This is a genomic window from Streptomyces silaceus (genome assembly GCF_001419745.1).
Lineage (GTDB): Bacteria > Actinomycetota > Actinomycetes > Streptomycetales > Streptomycetaceae > Streptomyces > Streptomyces silaceus.
The window spans coordinates 1-21,775 of sequence record NZ_LIRJ01000179.1 but is presented as its reverse complement, the minus strand read 5'-3'; the positions used below and the strand labels follow the sequence as shown (position 1 = coordinate 21,775).

The window sequence follows — 21,775 nt, the reverse complement described above, 5'->3', positions numbered from 1 at the left end:
GCTGGGACCCTGCCCCCATGGCGCGGTTGGAGCGGTTCGCAGAGTCCAGGACCCCGGCGCACGGGGTCGACGGCGTGATGGCACGGATGCGGGCGCTCGGCGCCGACTGGCCGCCCCGCGACGGGGTCGCCGTCTTCAACCGTGTGTACCTGTCGGTCACGGAGGAGGTCGCCCGGCGCATCCACCTCGGCGCCTTCCCCGACGCGCACGCGGCGATCACCCTCGACGTCCGGTTCGCCGAGCGCTATCTGGCGGCCGTCGACGCGGCGTCCGAGGGATACCGCACGCCCGCCTGCTGGCGCCCGCTGTTCCAGTACCGTCGCCATCCCGGCGTCCGCCCGCTGCAGTTCGCGCTCGCGGGCATCAACGCGCACATCGGGCACGACCTCGCGCTGGCCCTGGTGGACACGTGTCGGGCGCTCGACTGCGAACCGGCCGACCTGGAGGACGAGTTCGACCGCGTGGGCGACGTCCTGGTGTCGCTGGAGGAGCGGATCCGCGAAGAGCTGATGCCGGGACCGGACCTGCTGCAGATCGGTGATCCGCTGACGCATCTGGCCGGTTCCTGGAGCCTGGAGCGCGCCCGCGACGGCGCGTGGGCGACGGCCCGCACCCTGTGGGCGCTGCGCGAACTGCCCGCCGTCGGACAGGAGTTCAGGGAGCGGCTCGACGCGGCGGTCGGCCTGGTCGGCCGGATCCTGCTGACCCCGCTGCCGGACTGATCCGGCCGGTCCGCCGGCGCCCGGCCCGCGACTCCCCGCGATCGTTGTACGTTGAACGAACGACCTCGACGTGATCCGACGCGAAGGAGCTCCGGCATGGCCACCCGACTCGGACTGGGTCTCCCGCAGACCAGCCCGTACGCCCTCGGACGCGACGTCCCCGCCGTCGCCCGTGCCGCCGAGGACATCGGCTACGAGAGTCTGTGGGTGTTCGAGCGCATCCTCTACCCCGAGCCCGCCACCCAGGGCCTGTACGGCGTCCCGGGCCTCGCCTGGCCCGACCACTACCGCTCGGTCGCCGACCCGCTGGTCACGCTGACGCTCGCCGCAGCGGCCACGCAGACGGCCCGACTCGGCACCAGCGTGCTGGTCGCCCCGCTGCACGTGCCCTTCCAACTCGCCCGCTCGCTGGCCTCGTTGGACGCGGCGAGCGGCGGCAGGGTGCTCGCGGGCATCGGCACGGGCTGGGCCCGCGACGAGTACGCGGCCGCCGCCGTGGCGCCGTTCGAGCGGCGCGGCAAGGTCCTGGACGAGGTGATCGACGTCTGCCGTGCGGTCTGGGGCCCGGACCCGGTGGCGTACACCGGAGAGCTGACCACCGTGGTGCCGTCCGTGGTCGGGCCCAAGCCGGCGCGGCCGATCCCGATCCTGCTGCCCGCGAACAGCCCGCGCGCGCTGCGCAGGCTGGTGGACCGCGCGGACGGCTGGATGCCGGTGGCCACGGGCGCGGAGGCGCTGGCGAAGCAGTGGGCCGCCGTGCGGGAGGCGGCCGCCGAGCGGGGCCGCGTGCGGCCGGTGCTGAGCGTGCTGCGGGCCAACGCGTCGTACACGGCCGCCGCGTACGACGGCGCGGACCGCGCCCCGTTCCAGGGCAGCGTCGCCCAGATCGTCGAGGACCTGGCGGCGCACGCCGCGGTGGGCGTCGACGAGATCATCGTCGAGCTGGCCACGTCGACGCGCGACGCCCAGGAGCTGAAGGACGTCGCGGGCCAGGTGTTCGAGGCGGCGCGGGCGGCCGGGGTCTGACGCCGGGGGCGGCCGGAACCAGGTGACCCGGACCCGGCCGCCGCCGCGCTCAGTCCTCCGGCAGCTCCACCGGCGCGATCTCGTCGTACAGGTCCCCGGGGCCGGGGTTCGTCGCGTCGGTGGCACCGCCGAAGTGGTGCATGACGCCCCACACCGCGTTCAGCGCGGTCTGGATCGCGCCCTCGGCCCAGCCCGCCGTCCAGGAGATGTCGTCGCCCGCGAGGAAGATGCCGCGCTTGTCCTCGGGGAGGCGGTCCTGCATGAAGTGCGTGAACAGGCGGCGCTGGTAGCGGTAGTGGCCCGGCAGGTTCGCCTTGAACGCGCCCATGAAGTAGGGCTCGTTCTCCCAGGACACCGTCACCGGGTTGCCGATGATGTGCTTCCTGATGTCGACCTTCGGGTAGATCTCGCCGAGCGACTTGAGCATGACCTCCATGCGCTCGTTCGCCGACAGCGGCAGCCACTTGAGGCTGTCGTCGCACCAGGTGTACGAGAGGCAGATGACGGCGGGCTTGTCCGGGCCGTCGTCCAGCAGGTAGGTGCCGCGCGTCATGCGGTCGGTGAGCGTCATCGACATGACGTCACGGCCGGTCTCCTCGTCCTTGTCCAGCCAGAACGGCCGGTCCACCGGCACGAAGAGCTTCGAGGACTCCATGTAGTGGGTGCGCTCCATCGCCGTCCAGTGGTCGATGGGGAAGAGCGAGTCGTCGCAGTCGATCTTGGAGAGCAGCATCCAGGACTGGGCGGTGAAGATCGCCGCCTGATAGGTGCGGATGTCGCCCGAGGCGTCGGTGACCGTGACGCGGTTGCCCGCGGTGCGGTTGAGGCGGGTCACGGCGGGCTTGGGCGCGCCGTTCTCGTGCAGCGACCGCAGGGACGTGCCGAGCGCCCAGTGCACGATCTTCTGCGGCTCGCGCTCCCACAGGCGCAGCGGCAGCTGCTGGCTGCCGCCGACGATGCCGCGGTGGTGGTCGTCGGCCTCGGTGTAGACGACGCGCAGGATCTCCAGGATGGAGTTCGGGAAGTCGGTGTCCCAGCCGCCCGTGCCGAAGCCGACCTGGCCGAAGATCTCGCGGTGCCGGAAGGACTTGAAGGCCTCGGAGTCGCAGAGGAAGCCGTAGAAGGTCTGGTTGTCGAGCTTCTCGACGAGCTTCGACCAGATCTCGCGGATCTTCGGTACGTCGCGCTCGCGCAGGGCGCGGTTCATGTCGGAGAAGTCCGCGCCCTCCTCCAGGCAGGCGTTCCAGGCGTTCATCACGTCGCGGTAGACCTGCGGCAGGTCGTCGACGGTGGTGGCGTAGTGCGACTCGCCCTTGAGGTCCACGACCGTCGAGGGGGTCGACTCGGCGAGCGGGTTGGGGAACGCCCTGGTCTCCAGGCCCACCAGGTCGATGTAGTGCTGCAGCGCCGTCGAGGACGGCGGGAAGCGCATGGCGCCCATCTCGGCGGTGAGCCCGTCGGTGCCGGTGCCCTCGAAGCCGACGGTGCGCAGCCGGCCCCCGATCTGGTCGGCTTCGTAGACGACGGGCTTGAGGCCCATCTTCATCAGTTCGTACGCGGCGACGATGCCGGACAGACCGCCGCCGATGACGGCGACCTCGGTGCCGTGCTCGGTCGCGGGTATCTGGCCCAGGCCCGCGGGGTGCGCGAGGAAGTCGTCGTACGCGTAGGGGAAGTCCGGGCCGAACATGGTGATCGGGGGCTGCCCGTCGGTGTGCTGGACGGCGGTGGGCACCGTGGACGTCATGGGGTACGGACTCCTTGCGGGGAACTGAAGCGGAAGGCTCGGGGGCGGAAGCTCGTGGCTCAGACGAGCGACGCGTACAGGCCGGGGCGGCGGTCGCGCAGGTACGGGTTGTTCTCGCGGGAGGCGGCGAGGAACTCCGGGTCGACGTCGCCGAACACCAGGTCCTCGCCGCGTCCCGCGCGGGCGCGGGCGATGCCGTCGGGTCCGGCCAGCGTGGAGAGCCCGACGAACTCGAACTCGCCCTCGGGGCCGACCCGGTTGACGTACGCGACGTACATCTGGTTCTCGAAGGCGCGCACCGGCACGACGGACTCGGCGACGAACTGGAAGGGGTGCATCTGCGCGGTCGGGACGACCAGCAGGTCGGTGCCGGCCAGCGCGTGCGCGCGGACGTTCTCCGGGAACTCCACGTCGTAGCAGATCATGATGCCGACGCGTACGCCGCCCAACTCGGCCTGCACGACGGCCTGTTCGCCGGGCCGGAAGGAGTCGCGCTCGAAGCCGCCGAAGAGGTGGGTCTTGCGGTAGTTCGCCAGGCGGGCGCCGTCGGGGCCGATCAGCTGGGCGGAGTTGAAGACGGTCTCGCCCGCGCGCTCGGGGTAGCCGTAGACGACGCCGACGCCGTGGCGGGCCGCGATCTCGGCGATCGCCTTCGCGGACGCCCCGTCGGCGGGCTCGGCCAGGCGGGCGATGTCGTCGCCGATGGCGTACCCGGTCAGGAAGAGCTCGGGTGCCACGAGGAGCCCGGCGCCCGCCGCGGCGGCGCGTGCGGCGGCCTCGTCGAGCGCCGTGAGGTTCTCGGCGACGGATCCGAGCTGCCCTGAGCTCTGGAGCAGGGCGGTGCGCAGCGCAGGCATGGCGGAACCTCAAGGCGTACGAAGGGGCTGGTGGGGTCCGTATGACGGTACGGTCGGCGGCCCGGCCCGGACAAGGCGCGACCGTTGCGGGCCGCCACACGATCCATTGCGCGTGAGGGGCGCATGGCGGCGATTCGTTGCGCGGTGCGCGAGGGGCCTGGGATGCGGTGGCGTGCGCCCTGGGTATCGGGGGCGTCCGCCCTGAGGAGCAGGGCGGACGCGGCGGACCCCGCCGCGCGGGGGAAGCGGAGTGCCGCCCGTGGCCCGACGTGCCGGACCCCCCGTCCGGGAGAGATTGATCTCGCCCGGAGAGACCGGGTGAACGGCCCTCGACGACGGAGGAACTTCCGTGAACCGCATGATCGCCTCTCGTACCCTCAAGCACCGCCGTGCCCTCGCCGTGGGCGCCGCGCTCCTCATGACGGCGGGGGCCGCGGGCGTGGCCGCGGCGAACGGTGACGACGCGGGCCGCCCACCGGCGGCGGGGCAGCCGGCGGCGCACACCGGCACGGGCGAGCGGGCCCAGCCCAAGGAGGCCGCCGCGCTCACGGGCTCGGCGAAGATGTGGCGCAAGAGCACCGAGGACGTCACGTTCACGTTCGACGCGCACCTCTCGATCAAGGACAGGAACGACCCCTCGCAGGCCACCGGCACCTTCCGCTTCGTCCACCTCGACAAGCCGGGCGGCAAGGGCGGCTGGGCCTCGGGGCGGATCGACTGCCTGATGACCGGCGGGAAGGTGGCCACGGCCACCGGCATCATCGACAAGACGAACCTGCCGGAGATCAAGAACCGGCGGGTCGGCTTCACCGTCCACGACACCGGCAAGGGCAAGCAGGACCGGGTGGGCTACAGCTGGGCGGCCTACGGGGCCACGCAGGGTCAGCCGGACACTCTGGCCAAGTGCGCGAGCTCGGCTCCGTACGAGAAGGTCAGGAGCGGCACCGGCGACTTCACGGTGCTCCCGTGGACGTTCGACTACCCCGGCCAGTGACCCCGGGGGCCGCCCGTACGGGGGTCGGGCGGCTCCTTCCCCGGGAGGGCCCGGAGGCCGGCGTCCCCCGCCGCGCGGCGGAGGCGGTCACCTCCTCGCGTGCGATGTGCGGGGCGCCGGCGCACGGAAGTGTGGGACTCGCCCGGAGGAGCCGGGCGAGAGGCCACAGACGGAGGACATCCCGTGAGACTCACCAACCGGACCGCCCGCACCTGCGCCGCCGCCGCGGGCATCGCACTCGTGCTCGCCGTCGGCGGCGCGGGCTTCTCCGCCGTCGCGTCCGAATCGGGCGGGGACGGCTCCCCGCCCCGGTCGGCCACGGAACGCGCGGCCGCCGCCCTGACCGGCACCGCGATGATCGACCGGCCCAAGGGCGACGAGATCACGTTCACCTTCGACGCCCGGCTGGACGCCGCGGACGCGAAGGACCCGGGCAAGGCCCACGGCACGATCCGGTTCAGCCACTACGTGGAGGAGCTGAAGTGGGGCGGCGCCGGCGAGGCGAGGGTGGACTGCCTGATGACCGGCGGGAAGGTCGCCACGGTGTCCGCGGTGGTCACCGAGGCGGACGGCGACCTGAAGAACACGGTCGGCAAGCGGGTCGGTCTGACGGTCCACGACCAGGGCAAGCAGGACCGCTTCGGCTACAGCTGGGCGATGACCGGTCTGCCCGGCGAGCTGCCGGACGACATGCCCAAGTGCGTGAGCTCGGCCCCGTTCGAGAAGACGAGGCCGGGCTCGGGGACGTTCCACGTACTGCCGATGAAGGACCGCTCCTGAAGAAAGCCGCGCAAGGGGCGCGGGGAGCCACGCGCCCAGCCGGAGCGGCGCCGCGGCGGACGGCCTACGCGGGGGACCCCGAAGAGAATCTCCGCATCAGGGGCGAGAGCACCAGCACGGACTTCGTCCGCTCCACGAACGGCTCCCCCGCGATCCGTTCGAGCACCCGCTCGAAATGCCGCATGTCGGCGGCGAAGACCTGGACGATCGCGTCCGCGTCACCGGTCACGGTGGACGCGGACGCGATCTCCGGGTACCGCTCGAGACCCCGCTGGATCGCCTCCGGCGAGGTGTTGCGGCGACAGTAGATCTCGATGAACCCCTCGGTCTCCCAGCCGAGGGCCGCCGGGTCCACCCGTACGGTGAACCCGGTGATGGCTCCCGTGGCCCGCAGCCGGTCCACGCGCCGCTTCACGGCGGGCGCGGAGAGGCCGACCAGCTGGCCGATGTCGGCGTAGGAGCGGCGGGCGTCCTCGGCGAGGGCGTGCACGATGCGTTCGTCGAGATCGTTCAGTCGCACGGGGGGTGGATCACTTCTCTGCAGTGGCCAATCGGGAGCGGCGCATGCCGTACAGGAAGTAGAACACGAGGCCGACGGCCATCCAGACACCGAACACGACCCAGGTCACGGAGTCGAGGCTGAACATGTTGTACGCGCAGAAGGCGAAGCCGAGGACCGGGAAGAGCCAGCCCAGCGGCACGCGGAAGGTGCGCGGCATGTCCGGGCGGGTCCGGCGCAGCACGATCACGGCGATGTTGACCAGGCCGAAGGCGAAGAGCGTGCCGATGCTGGTGGCGTCGACGAGCTTGCCGAGCGGGATGACCGAGGCGAGGGCGCCGCAGAACAGCGAGACGATGACGGTGTTCACGCGGGGCGTGCCCGTCTTCTTGCTGACCTTGCCGAAGACCGAGGGGACCAGGCCGTCGCGGGACATGGCGAACAGGACGCGGGTCTGGCCGTAGAGGACGGTCAGGACGACGGACGCGATGGAGATGACCGCGCCGGCGGCGAGGATCGTGCCCCACATGTGCTGGCCGCTGACGTCGTTCATGATCGCGGCGAGCGTGGCCTCGGAGCCCTCGAAGTCCTTCCAGTTCCACGCGCCGACGGCGACGGCGGCGACCAGGACGTAGAGGGCGGTGACGATGACCAGCGACAGCATGATCGCGCGGGGCAGGTCGCGCTGCGGGTTCTTCGCCTCCTCCCCGGCGGTGGAGGCGGCGTCGAAGCCGATGTACGAGAAGAAGAGGCTGGCCGCGGCGGCGCTGACGCCGGCCGTGCCGAGCGGCATGAAGTCCTCGTAGTTGCCGGACTTGAAGCCCATGAAGCCGATGGCGCAGAAGAGCACGAGCGCGGCGATCTTCACGATGACCATGATCGTGTTGGCCGTCGCCGACTCCTTGGCGCCGCCGAGCAGGAAGACCATGGCGAGCAGTACGACGAGCAGGCCGGGCAGGTTGATGATGGCGCCGTCGACCTCGCCGGGCGCCGCGGAGAGCGCGTCGGGGATGGTGACGCCGATCGTTCCGTCGAGCAGTTCGTTGAGGTATTCGCCCCAGCCGACGGCGACGGCCGCGACGGACACGCCGTACTCCAGGACCAGGCACCAGCCGCAGACCCAGGCGATGAGTTCACCCATCGTTGCGTACGCGTACGAGTAGGACGAGCCCGCGACCGGTATGGAGCCGGCCAGTTCGGCGTACGAGAGGGCCGAGAAGAGGGCCGTGAGTCCGGCGATCACGAAGGAGATCGTGACGGCGGGTCCGGCCTTGGGGACGCTCTCGCCGAGGACGACGAAGATGCCGGTGCCGAGCGTGGCACCGATGCTGATCATGGTCAGCTGCCACATGCCGAGGGAGCGCCGGAGCGAGCCGCCCTCGCCCTGGCCACCCTCCGCGACCAGGAGTTCCACCGGCTTGCGGCGCATGAGACGGCCGGCGAGGCCAGGGCTGCCCGGGGGGCTTGGGCGGTTCTGCGGGGGTGCGCCTTGGTCGAGCACGCGCTGGCTCCTTCATCGCTGCCGGTCAGGGCGGCGAGGACCCATGGCACCCGCGACTGGAGACGGGAACCACCGAGCAGGCAGTCCCCGCCACACCACGTTCAGCGGATGACTCTAGAGGCAGCGGCTTCCCGACCGTAACGCAGCACCCTTGCGCACCGCCGGATGATCATTGCGCACTTCCGTCATATACGTCACTTCGTTGCGCGGTCCGTTTCGTCCGTTGCGTTCCACGGCCCGCGGGGAACTGTTGACACTTCGTCAGATCTGCCCCATCGTGCACCCCGGTCGAGAGGGAGGCGGCAGGCCATGGACCTCGATGTGCTCTACGAGATCGACGTACCGAAACCCTGGGACGGACCCCACCCCCACGGCCAGCGCGCCGCCGAGCAGCGCGCCTATCGCGAGGCCGTCGAGCAGATCCGCCTCGCGGACCAGATGGGCTTCCGCACCGTGTGGGCCGTCGAGCACCACTTCCGGGAGGGCCGCTCGCACTGCCCCGCGCCGGAGGTCCTGCTCGGCCATCTCGCGGCCCTGACCGAGCGGATCCGCCTCGGCTTCGGCGTCACGCTCACGCCCTTCGGCTTCACGCCGCCGCAGCGGATCGCGGAGAAGGTCGCGGCGGTGGACGTGCTCTCGGACGGCCGCGTGGAGTGGGGCACGGGACGCTCGACCCCCATGGAGCAGACGGCCTTCGGCGTCGACCGCGAGCGGTCGCGGGCCGACTGGCGCGAGGCGATCGGGATCGTCACGGGCATGTGGCGCGAGGAGTACTTCGCGTACGAGTCGGAGCGCTTCTCCTTCCCGCGCCGCATGGTGACCCCGAAGCCGGTGCAGGACCCGCACCCGCCGTGCTGGATGGCGGCGACGTCGCCCGGCTCGGCCGAGGTGGCGGGGGCGGCGGGCCTCGGGCTGCTCTCCTTCTCGATCATGCAGCCGCTGGAGGCGATGGCGCGGCAGGTGGCGGCCTACCGGGCGGCCGCCCGCACGCCGTCGCCGGTCACGGACGTCACCACGGACCGCGTCAGCGCGTACACCCTGGTCCACGCGGCGGACCGCCCCTCACGGCGCGTGTGGGACTCGGTCGCCTGGTGGTACCGCAACCTCGCCCAGTTCACCCTCGACTGGGAGCTGCCGCATCTGTCCCCCGAGGAGCGCGAGCGCACGTTCCCCTTCCTCACGCCGATCATCGAGGGGAACATCCCGGTCCAGGAGTTCGACGACGGCGACATGATCCTCATCGGCGACGCGGAGACCATCGTCCGCAAGGCCAAGCACTACGCCGACCTCGGCATCGACCGGCTCATCTGCTACGTCCAGTGGGGCTATCTGGAGCACCGGGAGATCCTGCGGACGATCGAGATCCTCGGCAAGGAGGTCATTCCGGAACTGGCGTCGTACGTGCCGAAGGGAGCGGCACGGCCCACGGGAGCGCCACGCGCGAGCGCGGAGCGGCCGGAGGGGACCTCGGCGTGACGGAGCCCCTGGACGACTCCCCCGTCCCCGACTACGCCGCGCTCCACCGCCTCGACGGCAGGGCGTTCGTGCTGCTCGGCGCGGGCAACGGCATCGGCAGGCAGACCGCGCACGCCCTCACCGCGGCGGGCGCGCGGGTGCTGTGCGTGGACGTCGACACGGCACGGGCGGAGGCGGTCGCGGCGCAGACGGGCGGCGTCGCGTACGTCGCGGACGTGACACGGCGCGAGGAGGTCCGGGACCTCTTCACCTGCTCCACCAGGGAGTTGGGCCCACTCGGCGGTGTCGTCGACATCGTCGGCATGGCCCGCTACGCGGCGCTCGCCGAGCTGGACGACGAGGCCTGGGACTGGCACTTCTCGATGGTGCTCCGGCACGCCTGGCTCGCGGTGCAGTACGGCGCCGAGGCGCTCGCGGACGCGGGCGGCGGCCCCATGGTCTTCGTCGCGTCGGTGTCGGGCCTCACGGCGGCGCCGCTGCACGCGGCGTACGGCGCGGCGAAGGCGGGCCTGGTCTCGCTGGTCCGCTCGGCGGCGGTGGAGTACGGGCCGCGCGGGGTGCGGGTCAACGCGGTGGCGCCGGGTGTGGTGTGGACCCCGCGCGTGGCGGCCCTGATCGGCGAGGAGGGCCGCGCGCGCAACGCCCGCAACGCCCCGCTGGCCCGGGTCGCCGAGACCTCGGACATCGCCGCGGCGCTGCTCTTCCTCGCCTCGCCGCTCTCGTCGTACGTCACCGGGCAGACGCTCGTCGTGGACGGCGGGGTCGGCGTGAAGTTCCCCTACCCGACACTCGGTGACGCGCGGTGAGGGAGTTCGTGCGGGGCGCGGCGTGGTGGTCGCGGGACGGGCGGCCCCTGCGGGCGGACCCCGCGGACCACGACCGGCTGCCCGGGGACACCTGGGCGCGGGCGCAGGTCCCGGCGGGCGTACGGCTGGAGTTCGTGGCGCGCGGAGTGAGCGCGGTGGAGATCGCGTACGCCGCCTCTCCCCCGTCGAACGCCGACGCGTACCGCACGACGGCGCCTGTCTTCACCCTGGTCACGGCCGAGGGCACCGCCCACGACACCCCGGCGGCACCCGGCGCGCACACGGCCCGCGTCGAACTGCCCTCTCCCAACGGGTAGTTCACGGTCCATCTGCCGGAGACGCTGCGCCCGTCCCCGCGCGCGCTGCGCCCCGTCGGCGGCGGCACCCTGCGCCCCGCCCCGCCGAAGCCACGCTGGCTGGCGTACGGCGACTCGATCACCGAGGGCTGGACGGCCTCGCGCCCGCACCTGGCCTGGCCCGCGCTGGCCGGGCGCGCGCTCGGGCTCGACACGGTGAACCTCGGCTACGCGGGCGCGGCCCGCGGCGAACTCGCCTCGGCGCAGCACCTGGCGTCCCTGGAGGCGTCGTTCATCACGCTCGCGTTCGGCACCAACTGCTGGTCCCGCACGCCGAGTTCGGCGTCGCACCTGTACGAGACGACGCGGGCGTTCCTGGCCCTCGTCCGCACGGGCCATCCGCGGACCCCGCTGCTCATCGTCTCCCCGGTCCTGCGTCCGGACGCCGAGTCGACGCCGAACGCGCTGGGGGCCACCCTGGCCGGCCTGCGCACGGCACAGGAGGAGGCGGTCCGGGACACGATCACGTCCGGTGACGCCCACCTGTCCCTGCTCCCGGGCGCGTCCCTGCTGAAGCCGCACCACTTGGCGGACACGGTCCACCCGGACGACGAGGGCCATGCCCTGCTGGCGGCCGCGGGACGGCCGCCCGGCGCCCCTGAAGGGCGCCGGGCAGTCGTTCAGGGGCGCGGGAACTGCGCGACCGGCCCCCACCGGCCCGCAGCCGAATCCCCGCCCAGGCCCGCAGCGGGATCCGCGCCCGACAGAGAGCGCTAGCTCCAGCTGGCGTGCAGCGGTTTGCCCTCGGCGTAGCCCGCCGCGCTCTGGATGCCGACCGTGGCCCGCTCGGCGAACTCCTCCAGGGAGCCCGCGCCCGCGTACGTGCAGGAGGAGCGGACGCCCGCGATGATCGAGTCGATCAGGTCCTCGACGCCCGGACGGGCCGGGTCGAGGAACATCCGGGAGGTCGAGATGCCCTCCTCGAACAGGGCCTTGCGGGCGCGGTCGTAGGCCGACTCGTCCGAGGTCCGGTTCTTGACGGCGCGGGCCGAGGCCATGCCGAAGGACTCCTTGTACGCACGGCCCTGGGCGTCGTGCTGCAGGTCGCCCGGGGACTCGTACGTACCGGCGAACCAGGAGCCGATCATCACGTTCGACGCGCCGGCGGCCAGCGCCATGGCGACGTCGCGCGGGTGACGGACACCGCCGTCGGCCCAGACGTGCTTGCCGTACTTCTTGGCCTCGGCGGCGCATTCGAGGACCGCGGAGAACTGCGGCCGGCCGACGCCGGTCATCATGCGGGTGGTGCACATGGCGCCGGGGCCCACACCGACCTTGATGATGTCCGCGCCCGCGTCGATGAGGTCCTTGACGCCCTCGGCGGCGACGATGTTGCCCGCGACGATCGGCACCTTCGGGTCGAGACCGCGGACGGCCTTGATCGCGGAGATCATCGACTCCTGGTGGCCGTGCGCGGTGTCCACGACGATCGTGTCCGCACCGGCGTCGAGGAGCTGCTTGGCCTTGCCCGCCACGTCGCCGTTGATGCCGACGGCGGCGGCGACGCGCAGGCCGCCCTCGGCGTCGACGGCCGGGGTGTAGAGGGTCGCGCGCAGGGCGCCCGTGCGGGTGAGGATGCCGGCGAGGCGGCCGTCCTTGTCCACGGCGGGGGCGTAGCGGCGGTTGGCGCCGTCCAGCTTGTTGAAGGCGTCGCGCGGCTCGATGTCGGCGTCCAGGAGCAGCAGGTCCTTGGACATGACCTCGGAGAGCTGCGTGAAGCGGTCGACGCCGCTGAGGTCCGCGTCCGTGACGACGCCGACGGGCTTCTGGTCGGCGTCGACGACGACACCGGCGTTGTGCGCGCGCTTGGGCAGCAGCGCGAGCGCGTCCGCGACGGTCTGCGAGGGGGCCAGGACGATCGGGGTGTCCAGGACGTGGTGGCGCGTCTTGACCCAGGAGATGACGTCGGTGACGACCTCGATCGGGATGTCCTGGGGGATGACGACGAGGCCGCCGCGGCGGGCCACGGTCTCGGCCATGCGCCGGCCGGCGATCGCGGTCATGTTGGCGACGACCAGCGGGATCGTGGTGCCGGTGCCGTCGGGCGAGGAGAGGTCGACGCCCTGACGGGAGCCGACGGCGGACCGCCTCGGGACCATGAAGACGTCGTCGTACGTCAGGTCGTAGGGGACCGGAGGACTCGAAACATGCCGACCCGTACCGGGCTCAAGAAAACGCATAAGTCTCACATTTTCACGCGAAACGGCGCAGGTCACTCCCACGAAGACACAGCAAAACGCCCCCGACCATGTGTGGTCCTCCAAAGAGGTACGGGGGCTGATGCGCAGAACAGTGGGCCTGCCTTACGTCGAAAGGCTACCCGAGCCCGAACGGATCGGCGAGCCGGAGGAACGCGCGTCCGATCGGGCGGGCCGATCGGACAGGTCGATCGGACAGGTCGATCGGACAAGCGATCCGGCGGGCCGGTCCGGCCGGTCCGACCGGTCGCGGGAGCCTTCCGATGAGGGCCGCGAGCCACCTCCCGAGTACCGCCCGAAATGCGCTCGACAACGTGCCGAAGGGGGAACGGAGTTGAGAATCCAGGTTTACAACTGGACGAGTCCCGAGTCACATTGACAGCGACGATCACCGAAGCCTACGCTCACTTTTGAACAACCGTAAGATAAAGCCGCTTTGAGCATGCAGCAGCGGCCATCGCGCTCTCGGGCGCCCCCTTCGGAAGAACCCAGTCCAGCCCAGCCGTTTACGGAGATCTTGGTCGCATGAAGGGCATAATCCTGGCCGGGGGAAGTGGCACCCGGCTCTACCCCTTAACGTATGCCATATCGAAGCAGATCCTCCCGGTCTACAACAAACCCCTGATCTATTACCCGCTCTCGGCACTCATGCTGGGCGGGATCCAGGACATTCTCGTCATTTCCTCGCCGCGCCACTTGGGCACGTTCCGCGATCTCCTCGGGGACGGCAGCCAGCTGGGCCTGAACATTGAATACGCCGAGCAGGCGGAGCCGAACGGCATCGCCGAGGCATTCGTCATCGGCGCGGAATTCATCGACAATGACTCGGTGACGCTGATTCTCGGCGACAACATCTTCCACGGCCCCCGCTTCGGCAGAATGCTGCAGGCGGAGATGCGGGACGTCGACGGCTGCGTCCTCTTCGGCTATTCGGTGAGCGATCCCGAGCGCTATGGAATCGGCGAGGTGGACGACGAGGGACGGCTCGTCTCCCTGGAGGAGAAGCCGAAGGACCCCCGCTCCAACCTGGCCATCACCGGTCTGTACGTGTACGACAACGACGTCGTCGACGTGGCCAAGAACGTCCGCCCCTCGCCCCGCGGCGAGCTGGAGATCACCGACGTGAACCGCGTCTACCTGGAGCAGGGCAAGGCCAGGATGGTCAACCTCGGCCGCGGGTTCGCCTGGCTGGACACCGGGACCCACGACTCGCTGCTCCAGGCGTCGCAGTTCGTGCAGACGCTGGAACAGCGCCAGGGAGTGCGGATAGCGTGTCTCGAGGAGATTTCTTTCCGTATGGGCTTCATCGACGCCTCGGCCTGTTATGAGCTGGGCAGTCAGCTGGGGAAGACCGATTACGGGAAGTATTTGATGGAGATTTCCCGCCAAGGCTGAAAGGTGTCCAGTGCGCATAGTTGTCACCGGTGGTGCAGGATTCATCGGATCGAACTTCGTCCGGCACGCGGTGCAGGGTGATTACCCGGCTCTCGCGGGGGCCGAAGTGGTGGTTGTCGACAAGCTCACCTACGCGGGCAGAAAAGAGAATCTCGCACCGGCCGCCGGGAATTCCGCGCTGAGTTTCGTGGAGGGCGACATCTGCGACGCGCGACTGATGGGCGAGGTCCTGCGGGACACCGACCTCGTCGTGCATTTCGCCGCCGAGTCGCACGTCGACCGTTCCATTTCCGGGGCCGGCGAGTTCGTGCGGACCAATGTGCAGGGTACGCAGACGCTGCTGACCGCCGCGCTCGACGCGGAGGTGGGCAAATTCGTCCATGTCTCGACCGACGAGGTGTACGGCTCGCTGGACGCCGACGGGACGCCCTGGACGGAAGAGGAACCCCTCTCCCCCAACTCCCCCTATGCGGCCTCGAAGGCGTCGTCCGACCTCATGGTCCTGGCTTTTCACCGGACGCATGGACTGCCGGTCAGTGTGACCCGCGGATCCAACACCTATGGCCCGTACCAATATCCCGAGAAGATTATCCCGCTGTTCGTCTCGAATCTCCTGGCCGGCCGCAAGGTGCCGCTCTACGGCGACGGCGCGAACATCCGGGACTGGCTGCACGTCGACGACCACTGCCAGGGCATCGCGCTGGTGGCCGGCGGCGGCGCGCCGGGCGAGGTCTACAACGTCGGCGGAGGCACGGAACTGACCAATCTGGCACTGACCGAGCGGCTGCTCGACCTGCTCGGCAAGGACTCCTCGATGGTGGAGCGGGTGGCCGACCGCAAGGGGCACGACCGCCGGTACGCGATGGACATCTCCAAGATCTCCGGCGCCCTCGGCTACCAGCCCGCGGTGCCCTTCGACGACGGGCTCGCGGCGACGGTCGACTGGTACCGGCAGCACCACGGCCTCTGGGGCGACGCCGCGTAACCCCGCCGCGCCGAGACCGAGACGGTGCCGGGCCACGGTCGAGAGACCGTGGCCCGGCACCGTCTTCGTGTGCGGGGTCCGTCAGTTCACCGCGGGGGTCCGCACGGTGGCGCCGGTACCGGTCGCCTCCACCACCCGGTCGCACGACGGGAGTTCCCCGCCGGTGCCGGTGAGCAGCCAGCAGGCCCGGCCACCGGCGAGCGTGCGGAACAGCTCCGCGAGCCGCGGGTCGGCGCCGAAGGGGTCCTCACCGGCGGTCGCGTCGACGACCACCAGGGACGGATCGCCCCGCAGCGCCCGCAGCAGCGCGAGCCGCCAGCGGTCCCGCTCGGACAGCGCCACGGCGGAGTCGCTCTCCCGCTCCACCGCCGCCCGCAGCCCCTCCAGCGCGTCCCGCACGCCGGGGCGCTCCGCCGACTCCTCGGGGAAGGAGTCGAGCACCCGGGCGGCCTCCTCGCGGGTGAGCACCGGAGCCTGCGGCGAGACCCGCGCGATGTGCCGCTCGACCACGGCGGGGGCGAGCGCGGTGACGTCCGTGCCGCCGACGCGCACCTGCCCGGACGTGGGCGTCACATCGCCGGTCAGCAGATCGCCCAGGAGCAGCCGGGGGCCGTCGGGGGTGCCGACGAGCGCCGTGGTGGCCCCGTCCGGAACCTCGAACGACACGTCGGCGAGCACGTCCGTGCCCTCGACCCGCAGGCCGACGCCGTCGAAGACGACCTCGGTGCCGCCGGGCCACTCGGCCGCGGGCTCCGCGGCCCGCTGCCCCTCCTGCTCATGGGTGCCGAGCAGCCGGCCGATGCCCGCCATGACCTCGCGGGCGTTCATGATGGTGCTCGTCAGGAGGACGGCCTCCATCATGGGCCGGTACGTGAGCACCGCCAGCACGATCAGCGCGACGCCCTTGGTCGCCGAGAGCCCGTCGTCGGAGGCCAGCGCGGCCGCGACGCCGACGGCGGCGCAGGCGGCGAGCTCGACCACGCGCCACAGCAGCACCTCGCCGGCGGCCGGCACCAGATGGCCGCCGGAGTGCGCCGCGCCGCCCTGCTCGTACGTGCGCCGCAGCCACTCCGCGCCGTCCGGCTCCTCGCGCCGGGACAGCAGCCGGCCCACGAGCAGCGAGGAGAGTCCCAGCACGACCAGGCCCGCGGCCAGCGTCAGGGCGACGCGCACGTCGAGGAAGAGGCTGATGACGATGACGGTCACCGGCGTGAACACCGCCGCCACCGCCGGGCGCAGGACGTGCGCGGGCAGGCCCATCAGGACCACGACCGCGGTGCCGTCGAGCGCGGCGAGGCGGTCGGAGTACCCCGCGTCGAGCGTGCGGTTGGGCAGCTTGCCCACGCGCTCGGCGACCGACCGGTGCAGGGTGGTCACCAGTTCGGCGCCCAGGTTGTTGCCCATGGGCACGCTGAGGTAGTGCAGCACCCCGTAGACCACGCCGACGGCCGCGAGGACGCCGATCCAGGCCCAGGGCACGTCCGCGTCCGGAGTCAGCAGGTCCTCGGTGATCGGCACCACCAGGGCGAACGCGATGCCCTGGATGACGGCGCCGACCAGCAGGAACAGGCACAGCGACCGCAGTGCCCGGGTCCCCGTGACCTTGAGGAAATGAGCGAGTACGGGCCTCATCGAGACACCTCCTGAGACGCTGCGGCCCCGGTGAGCAGATCGGTGTACGGACCGTCGGGACCGGTCAGTTCCTCGTGCGTGCCGGAGGCGACGACCTTCCCGTCCTCCGTGACCACGAGCCGTCCCTCGGTGACCGCGGGCGGCCCGGCCGCGACGACGACCACGGCGGCCCGCTCCCGCAGGTCGGCGACGGCCGCCCGGACGGTCTCCGGGTCCCCGGGGAAGGCGCGCTGGTCGAGCAGGACGACGTCGCGGTCGGCGGCGAGCAGCCGGGCGAGCGCGAGCCGCTGGAGCTCCGGGTAGGACTGCGGCGCCTCGGTGCCCACGACCGCGTCGTAGCCGCGCGGCAGCGCGGCGACCGACTCGTGGCAGCCCGCGGCGCGCGCGGCCCGCTCGGCCTCCTTGGCGCCGCCGTCCGGGCGGTCGGAGGTGACGTAGGCGCCGATCGCGCCGATGACGACGGCCGGGTCGGCCTCCACCGCGGCGAACCGCTCCGCGGGCGTCTCGGCCGTGATCCGGTCGATGACCGCGTCGGCGTCCGCGTCGGTGGCGGCGACGACGGTCAGCACGCCCCGCTCGGGCAGTTCCAGCGCGGGGCCCGGGTCCGGCTCGGGCTCCGGCTTCGCGCCGTCCTCGGCGTCGCCCTTGGCTTCGTCCTTGGCGTCGCCGTCGGCGGCGGGCGCCGCGTCGGCCGGTGCCGCGCCGGAGGCGAACTCGGTCAGGCGTGCCGCGGCCTTCTTGCCCTCGCCCACCTCTTCGAGGAAGTAGGTGATGGCCAGCAGGGGCGCGGCGAGGCCCGCGCCGAGCAGCAGGAACGGCACGAGGTCGGCGGGCGCCAGGCTGTCGGAACGGATCAGCAGCCCGCCGCCGCACAGCACGAAGATGAGCACGCACAGCGGCGAGAAGGCGATCTCGGCGAGCGCGCGCCCGCCGAGCAGCGAACCGATGCGTACGCGGAAGAACTCGCTGAACTCGTCGGTGACATCGGCGAGCCGCCCGGCGGCGTGCCGGGTCGCGGCGGCCGTGTCGGACCGGGTGCCGGCCGGGTTGACGCGCCGGTCGAGGGCGATGGTGGGACGCACCGCGTCGATGCCGCCGATGCTCACCGCGTAGTCGGTCGCCATCTCGCGGAAGAAGCGCGCGGAGATGAAGCCGAAGACGGCGAAGCCCAGCAGGATCGGCGCCAGCGTGATGAGGGCCATCAGCCAGTCGACCCAGAACAGGTAGCCGATCGACAGGACGAAGACCAGGACGGCCGAGAGGAGCTCGGAACCCGCCCGGCCGACCATCACCCCCATCGAGTGGACGTCACGGCCCAGGGTGGTGCCGTGCCGCTGCCAGGAGGCGTGCAGCGGCCGGGCCGCGCGGGCGCCGCGCAGCCGGCCGGTGAGCGCGAGGAGCAGGGTGTGCTGGGTGCGCACCCCCGCCTCCTTGCTCAGGACGCGGCCCACGAGCTGCGCGACGAATCCGGCGACCGCGGCGGCGGCCACGAGCAGCACGAGCCGGCTGATCCGGCCGCTGTCGGGGTCGCCGCCGAGCAGTTCCCTGCAGACCTCGATGACGGCGATGACGGGGCCGACGGTGGCCACCGCGCCGATCGCCTCCAGGAGCAGTGCCGTCCGCGCGCGCCAGGCGATTCCGGTGGTCGCGCTCACCGCTTGGTGACCAGGTAGTCGCCGAGCACCAGGTAGTCGATGTCGGTGCCGAGGAAGCACTCGACCGCGTCCTTCGGGGAGTTCACGACCGGCTCGCCCGCGACGTTGAAGGAGGTGTTGACCAGGCACGGCACGTCGGTGCGCGCGGTGAACTCGCGCAGCAGCGTGGCCAGCCGGGCGTTGGACTCGTCGGTGACGGTCTGGATGCGCGAGGTGGCGTCGACGTGCGTGGCGGCCGCGATGGTGTCCACGTAGTCGGGCTTCACCGGGAACACGAAGGTCATGTACGGCGAGCGCGTCTTCTTGCCCAGCTCGAAGACCTTCGCCGCGTTCTCCTCCAGGACGATGGGGGCGAACGGCCGGAACGGCTCGCGGTGCTTGACGCGGGTGTTGATGATGTCCTTCATGTCCGCGTGCGACGGGTTGGCGAGGATGGAGCGGTTGCCGAGGGCGCGCGGGCCGTACTCGGTGCGGCCCTGGAACCAGCCGATGACCGTCTTGCCGCTGAGGAGTTCGGCGGTCTTCGGGACGATCGCGCCGTCGGGGTGCTCCTCCCAGGTGACGCGGTCGGTGTAGCCGTCCAGGACGGCGAGGATCTCCTCCGCGGAGAACTCCGGGCCGAGGTAGGGCGACTTCACGGGCACGATCGGGACGTTCTGCTCGCGGACGACGTGCGCGCCGGCACCGATGGAGACGCCCGGGTCGCTGGCGCCGAAGCTGACCTCGGCGCGCTCGAAGGGCAGGTCCTCCAGGAGCTTGGTGTTGTTGACGCAGTTGAGCGCCACACCGCCCTCGTAGATGAGGTCGCGCAGGTCGGTGAGCTCGGCCAGGGCGCGCAGCTGGTGGGCGGTGACCACTTCGAGCATCTGCTGGGCCGCGGAGGCGACGCGGACCTGGAACTCGAACTCGCCGCGGTTGTCGTCGTTGCCGCCGAAGATCTCGTCGAAGAGACCCGCGTAGGCGCGCGGACCGCGCGGGTCGTTGGCCAGGGCCAGCGAGTAGCGGCCGGGCTCGTCGAGGCTGACGACGTGGTTCAGGAAGGGGTTCTCCTCCTGCTTGGGCGGCCGGCCGAAGCCGCCCAGGCCCATGACCTTGTACTCGTCGTTGTTCGGGGTGAATCCGAGGTACCGCGTGATCTCCGCGAAGAGCTGGGCGATCGAGTTGGCGGCGTCGATGGTGAACTGCTCGAAGACCTTCACCTCGCCGCCGCGGATCTCGCCCATGATGGCGCTGTCGGCCTCGCCCTGGCCGTCGCTGATGAGGAAGGCGGCGTCGTCGAAGCCGGCGAAGGTGCGGCCGCAGGCGAGGTGCGCGCGGTGGTGCGGCACGGTGACGAGCTTGTCCTCGGACAGCGTGTGCCCGGTGTGGCGGGCGAAGTCCTCGAGGATCGCGTTCTTGCTCAGGGCACTGGTGTAGAGCTCACCGAAGGAGTTGATCGCCTGGAGCTTGTACTCGGCCGGTATGGGGGCGCCGGCGAACCGGTTGATGACCGTGTCGACGAACTCGTCGGTGAACTTCCAGCCGAAGGCGTAGTAGTCGACGTCGTCGAAGTCGAGACCGGCCTGGTCCAGGCACCAGCGCATCGCGTTGATCGGGAAGGCGGTGGTCTTCTTCTGCCGGTTCATGCGCTCTTCCTCGACGGCGGCGACCAGCTTGCCGTCGATGAAGAGGGCCGCGGCCGCGTCGTGGCCGAGGAAGCTGTGCCGGTCGACGCCGTCCTGGGTGTAGCCGAAGAGCCTGCCGAAGAGTTCGGCGACGCGGGAGTAGCCGTTGTAACCAAGAACAATCACGCTGAGATGTCTCCTTCGGAGCACGGATCTTTGGGAGCCGCTGGTTGGCTGTGGTGCGGGGTCGGGCGGCTCGGAGCGGTCGGCCCGCCCCGGGGGCCGGGGCGGGCAGCGGACCACAACTTCGTTGTGCTGCCCCGTGGTTCAGATATCACGTTCAGATGTCTCGTTCCGCGAGCCAGGTGCGGATCGCGCCGGTCGTCGCGGAAATGTTGTCCTCCATGATCGTGAAGTGGTCGCCGGGGGTGGTGACCAGCGTGTGCGGGAAGGACCAGGAGGCCCGCCAGCCGTCGCCCTCGAAGGCGTCCGCCTGGTTCGGCATGGGGTCCTGGGGGCGCAGGAAGAGCGTCGGCGCCTGGGTCGGCGCGATCTCGCACTCGTCCATCAGCGTGTGGTAGTGACCCATCGCACTGAGCCGTACGCCGCTCAACGCGCCCTTGCCGAAGAGGTGTTCACGAGCGAAGAGGGCGTCCATCATGGCCCGGCTCAGCTCCGCGGAGAACTGGGTGCCGGCCTGGAAGGCGTCCAGGACGACGGTGGCCGCCGGGCCGAAGCCCGCCCGCTCCGCCCGCATGGCCAGCGCGTGCCCGATGAGCCCGCCGGCCGAGTGCCCGAGGAGCACGTAGGGCCGGTCGCCGACGGCCGCGCGCAGCGCCTCGACCTGGAGGTCGAGGAACGCGTCGAACGTCGCGGGCACCGACTCCCCTTCGCCGAAGCCCGGGTTGACCAGAACCAGCACGTCCCGCTCGCCCTGGATCTGCTGGGCGAGCCCGACGTACTGGAGAGGTCCGGCGGTCGCCGTGATGGCCGGGACGCAGACGAGGACGGCCTTCTCCTCCTCGCCCCTGGCCAGCCGGACCGGATCCTGGAGGTGGTCCGCCACGGCGTCGGCGCCGAAGGAGGCCCGCAGCCGGCCCGCGGCCTGGATGAGGTCCATGCCGACCGAGCCCGCCTGCCCCAGCGCGTGGGACTGGCGGTAGAGCGCCTCCACGCTGTCGAACGGCGAGGCGGGGACTCCCGCGGGAGCCGCAGGGGCCGCCGCGTCCGGGTCGGGCGCGGTACCCACGAGGCCGACCAGGTGCGCGGCGAGCAGGGCCGTGGTCGGGTGCTCGAACAGCTCGGCGGCGGCGAGCTCCAGACGGAGCAGCGAGCCGAGCCGGGCGCGCATGTCGATGCCCGCCATCGAGTCCACGCCCAGGTCGAGGAACTCGGCGTCCACGTCGATGACTTCGGTGTCGCCGTGCCCGAGCACCGCCGCGAGTTCGGTGCGGATCACGTCCTGGAGGAGGAGGGCCCGCTGGTCCGGCTCGGTGGCGAGGAACCGCGCGACGGTGTCCTGCGCGGGACGGGCGGCGGGGG

Annotated in this window: 19 protein-coding genes; 10 read left to right on the top strand and 9 right to left on the bottom strand. The window is 71.5% G+C overall.

The window, feature by feature from the left end:
• Window positions 1–17 precede the first annotated feature (17 nt).
• Both AOK22_RS17855 and AOK22_RS17850 read left to right on the top strand, forming a co-directional pair.
• Entirely contained in the window at window positions 18–722 is a 705-nt protein-coding gene (locus AOK22_RS17855) for a DUF5995 family protein (RefSeq protein ID WP_055699662.1), read from the top strand.
• Window positions 723–818: 96 nt separating this feature from the next.
• On the top strand, window positions 819–1,748 hold the full coding sequence (locus AOK22_RS17850) for a TIGR03619 family F420-dependent LLM class oxidoreductase (RefSeq protein ID WP_055699661.1): 930 nt from the start codon (window positions 819–821) through the stop codon (window positions 1,746–1,748).
• A 49-nt stretch (window positions 1,749–1,797) separates the two neighbouring features.
• Here AOK22_RS17850 and AOK22_RS17845 read toward each other — a convergent pair whose 3' ends face one another.
• Together AOK22_RS17845 and AOK22_RS17840 are read right to left on the bottom strand one after the other, a co-directional pair.
• Window positions 1,798–3,495, bottom strand: coding sequence for a flavin monoamine oxidase family protein (locus AOK22_RS17845; RefSeq protein ID WP_055699660.1), 1,698 nt, complete (start codon window positions 3,493–3,495; stop codon window positions 1,798–1,800).
• A gap of 59 nt (window positions 3,496–3,554) precedes the next feature.
• The gene (locus AOK22_RS17840) at window positions 3,555–4,352 is read right to left on the bottom strand and encodes a carbon-nitrogen hydrolase family protein (RefSeq protein ID WP_193433102.1); all 798 of its coding nucleotides are present in this window, start codon (window positions 4,350–4,352) and stop codon (window positions 3,555–3,557) included.
• 358 nt (window positions 4,353–4,710) lie between these two features.
• Here AOK22_RS17840 and AOK22_RS17835 point away from each other — a divergent pair, with 358 nt between their 5' ends.
• Window positions 4,711–5,346, top strand: coding sequence for a hypothetical protein (locus tag AOK22_RS17835; protein WP_055699679.1), 636 nt, complete (start codon window positions 4,711–4,713; stop codon window positions 5,344–5,346).
• Window positions 5,347–5,529: 183 nt separating this feature from the next.
• Window positions 5,530–6,126 (top strand): hypothetical protein, encoded by a 597-nt coding sequence (locus tag AOK22_RS17830; RefSeq protein WP_055699659.1) that lies wholly within the window; start codon window positions 5,530–5,532, stop codon window positions 6,124–6,126.
• Window positions 6,127–6,190: 64 nt separating this feature from the next.
• On the opposite strand, the gene AOK22_RS17825 is transcribed toward AOK22_RS17830, so the two are convergent.
• Together AOK22_RS17825 and AOK22_RS17820 are read right to left on the bottom strand one after the other, a co-directional pair.
• The gene (locus AOK22_RS17825) at window positions 6,191–6,646 is read right to left on the bottom strand and encodes an Lrp/AsnC family transcriptional regulator (RefSeq protein ID WP_055564807.1); all 456 of its coding nucleotides are present in this window, start codon (window positions 6,644–6,646) and stop codon (window positions 6,191–6,193) included.
• Window positions 6,647–6,656: 10 nt separating this feature from the next.
• On the bottom strand, window positions 6,657–8,126 hold the full coding sequence (locus AOK22_RS17820; RefSeq protein ID WP_055699658.1) for an amino acid permease: 1,470 nt from the start codon (window positions 8,124–8,126) through the stop codon (window positions 6,657–6,659).
• Window positions 8,127–8,435: 309 nt separating this feature from the next.
• Here AOK22_RS17820 and AOK22_RS17815 point away from each other — a divergent pair, with 309 nt between their 5' ends.
• The 4 genes from AOK22_RS17815 to AOK22_RS42800 are packed head-to-tail and all read left to right on the top strand — an operon-like array spanning window position 8,436 to window position 11,481.
• A complete protein-coding gene (locus tag AOK22_RS17815; RefSeq protein ID WP_055699657.1) occupies window positions 8,436–9,602 on the top strand; it encodes an LLM class flavin-dependent oxidoreductase in 1,167 nt (388 codons plus the stop codon).
• Window positions 9,599–10,408 carry an SDR family NAD(P)-dependent oxidoreductase gene (locus AOK22_RS17810; RefSeq protein WP_063795289.1) on the top strand — a complete coding sequence of 270 codons (810 nt, stop codon included), beginning with the start codon at window positions 9,599–9,601 and terminating at the stop codon, window positions 10,406–10,408. Before AOK22_RS17815 ends, AOK22_RS17810 begins: the two co-directional genes overlap by 4 nt.
• A complete protein-coding gene (locus AOK22_RS42805; protein WP_063795288.1) occupies window positions 10,405–10,725 on the top strand; it encodes a hypothetical protein in 321 nt (106 codons plus the stop codon). The genes AOK22_RS17810 and AOK22_RS42805 overlap by 4 nt, the downstream gene beginning before the upstream one ends.
• A gap of 12 nt (window positions 10,726–10,737) precedes the next feature.
• Window positions 10,738–11,481, top strand: a complete 744-nt coding sequence (locus AOK22_RS42800; RefSeq protein ID WP_341845582.1) for an SGNH/GDSL hydrolase family protein — start codon at window positions 10,738–10,740, stop codon at window positions 11,479–11,481.
• Here AOK22_RS42800 and AOK22_RS17800 read toward each other — a convergent pair.
• Window positions 11,478–12,944: a GuaB1 family IMP dehydrogenase-related protein gene (locus AOK22_RS17800; RefSeq protein WP_055699656.1), complete on the bottom strand. Its 1,467-nt coding sequence runs from the start codon at window positions 12,942–12,944 to the stop codon at window positions 11,478–11,480. The genes AOK22_RS42800 and AOK22_RS17800 overlap by 4 nt on opposite strands.
• Window positions 12,945–13,487: 543 nt before the next feature.
• On the opposite strand from AOK22_RS17800, the gene rfbA reads away from it, so the two are divergent.
• Complete coding sequence (gene rfbA, locus AOK22_RS17795) at window positions 13,488–14,357, top strand: glucose-1-phosphate thymidylyltransferase RfbA (protein WP_055699655.1); 870 nt, start codon at window positions 13,488–13,490, stop codon at window positions 14,355–14,357.
• Window positions 14,358–14,367: 10 nt separating this feature from the next.
• Window positions 14,368–15,342, top strand: a complete 975-nt coding sequence (gene rfbB / locus AOK22_RS17790; RefSeq protein WP_055699654.1) for a dTDP-glucose 4,6-dehydratase — start codon at window positions 14,368–14,370, stop codon at window positions 15,340–15,342.
• Between the two features lie 81 nt (window positions 15,343–15,423).
• Here the strand turns inward: rfbB and AOK22_RS17785 are convergent, their stop codons facing one another.
• The 4 genes from AOK22_RS17785 to AOK22_RS17770 form a co-directional block, all read right to left on the bottom strand.
• Window positions 15,424–16,974, bottom strand: coding sequence for an ABC transporter transmembrane domain-containing protein (locus AOK22_RS17785; protein ID WP_055699653.1), 1,551 nt, complete (start codon window positions 16,972–16,974; stop codon window positions 15,424–15,426).
• On the bottom strand, window positions 16,971–18,629 hold the full coding sequence (locus AOK22_RS17780; protein WP_055699652.1) for an ABC transporter ATP-binding protein: 1,659 nt from the start codon (window positions 18,627–18,629) through the stop codon (window positions 16,971–16,973). The genes AOK22_RS17785 and AOK22_RS17780 overlap by 4 nt, the downstream gene beginning before the upstream one ends.
• Window positions 18,626–20,419: a carbamoyltransferase family protein gene (locus AOK22_RS17775; RefSeq protein WP_055699651.1), complete on the bottom strand. Its 1,794-nt coding sequence runs from the start codon at window positions 20,417–20,419 to the stop codon at window positions 18,626–18,628. Before AOK22_RS17775 ends, AOK22_RS17780 begins: the two co-directional genes overlap by 4 nt.
• Before the next feature lie 154 nt (window positions 20,420–20,573).
• Window positions 20,574–21,775: alpha/beta fold hydrolase (locus AOK22_RS17770; protein WP_157872257.1), on the bottom strand; the 1,202-nt coding region annotated here is incomplete at its 5' end.

Bases quoted from the DNA above. Each gene is read 5' to 3' on its own strand.
- AOK22_RS17850 (WP_055699661.1), top strand. From the start codon at position 819: ATGGCCACCCGACTCGGACTGGGTCTCCCGCAGACCAGCCCGTACGCC.
- rfbA (WP_055699655.1), top strand. From the start codon at position 13,488: ATGAAGGGCATAATCCTGGCCGGGGGAAGTGGCACCCGGCTCTACCCC.
- AOK22_RS17840 (WP_193433102.1), bottom strand. From the start codon at position 4,352: ATGCCTGCGCTGCGCACCGCCCTGCTCCAGAGCTCAGGGCAGCTCGGA.
- AOK22_RS17845 (WP_055699660.1), bottom strand. From the start codon at position 3,495: ATGACGTCCACGGTGCCCACCGCCGTCCAGCACACCGACGGGCAGCCC.
- AOK22_RS17855 (WP_055699662.1), top strand. From the start codon at position 18: ATGGCGCGGTTGGAGCGGTTCGCAGAGTCCAGGACCCCGGCGCACGGG.
- AOK22_RS17800 (WP_055699656.1), bottom strand. From the start codon at position 12,944: ATGCGTTTTCTTGAGCCCGGTACGGGTCGGCATGTTTCGAGTCCTCCG.
- AOK22_RS17785 (WP_055699653.1), bottom strand. From the start codon at position 16,974: ATGAGGCCCGTACTCGCTCATTTCCTCAAGGTCACGGGGACCCGGGCA.
- AOK22_RS17835 (WP_055699679.1), top strand. From the start codon at position 4,711: ATGATCGCCTCTCGTACCCTCAAGCACCGCCGTGCCCTCGCCGTGGGC.
- AOK22_RS17815 (WP_055699657.1), top strand. From the start codon at position 8,436: ATGGACCTCGATGTGCTCTACGAGATCGACGTACCGAAACCCTGGGAC.